This is a genomic window from Mesorhizobium sp. M7A.F.Ca.CA.001.10.2.1 (genome assembly GCF_003998575.1).
In the GTDB taxonomy this organism is placed as follows: domain Bacteria; phylum Pseudomonadota; class Alphaproteobacteria; order Rhizobiales; family Rhizobiaceae; genus Mesorhizobium.
In genome coordinates this window covers 1-566 of sequence record NZ_RZQY01001282.1, presented here as the reverse complement: position 1 = coordinate 566, position 566 = coordinate 1, and the positions used below count along the sequence as shown (strand labels likewise).

Genomic DNA, 566 nt, shown 5'->3' with positions numbered 1-566 from the left:
ACATGAATGCGTCCAAGTTCGAGCAGGATCTGGCCGCCGCCAATGGCGTCACCATCCGCCACTGGCTGCAGCCGAAGCGGGTGATCGCCGAGGGCGGCAAAGTGTCGGGCATCGAACTCGAATACACCGCCATGAACGGCGACAGGCTTGCCGGCACCGGCGAGACCCTGACGCTCGTTGCCGACCAGGTGTTCAAGGCGATCGGACAGAGTTTTGTGCCGGCAGCCCTCAACGGCAGCGGTGCGTCGATCGATCTCGAAGCCGGCCGCATCAAGGTGGATGCGGAAGGGCGTACGTCGCTTGCCAGGGTCTGGGCCGGCGGCGACTGCATCTTCGGTGGCGACGACCTCACCGTCTCGGCGGTCGCGCAGGGGCGCGACGCTGCGGAGAGCATCAACCGGGCACTGACCTCGAACGGGAGGGCATGAGCATGGCAGATATCAGAAACAATTTCGTCGGCATCAAGTCGCCCAATCCGTTCTGGCTTGCCTCGGCGCCGCCGACCGACAAGGCCTACAACGTCATCCGCGCCTTCAAGGCCGGCTGGGGCGGCGTGGTGTGGAAGA

The 566-nt window shown here is 65.0% G+C and carries 1 protein-coding gene and 1 pseudogene; both read left to right on the top strand.

The genetic code is table 11. From position 1 onward, the window contains the following. A partial coding sequence (locus EN964_RS36650; RefSeq protein WP_164776586.1) for an FAD-dependent oxidoreductase occupies nucleotides 1–428 on the top strand: 428 nt, incomplete at its 5' end. 2 nt (nucleotides 429–430) lie between these two features. Beyond that, a pseudogene (locus EN964_RS36645) lies at nucleotides 431–566 on the top strand (NAD-dependent dihydropyrimidine dehydrogenase subunit PreA); the annotation flags it as partial.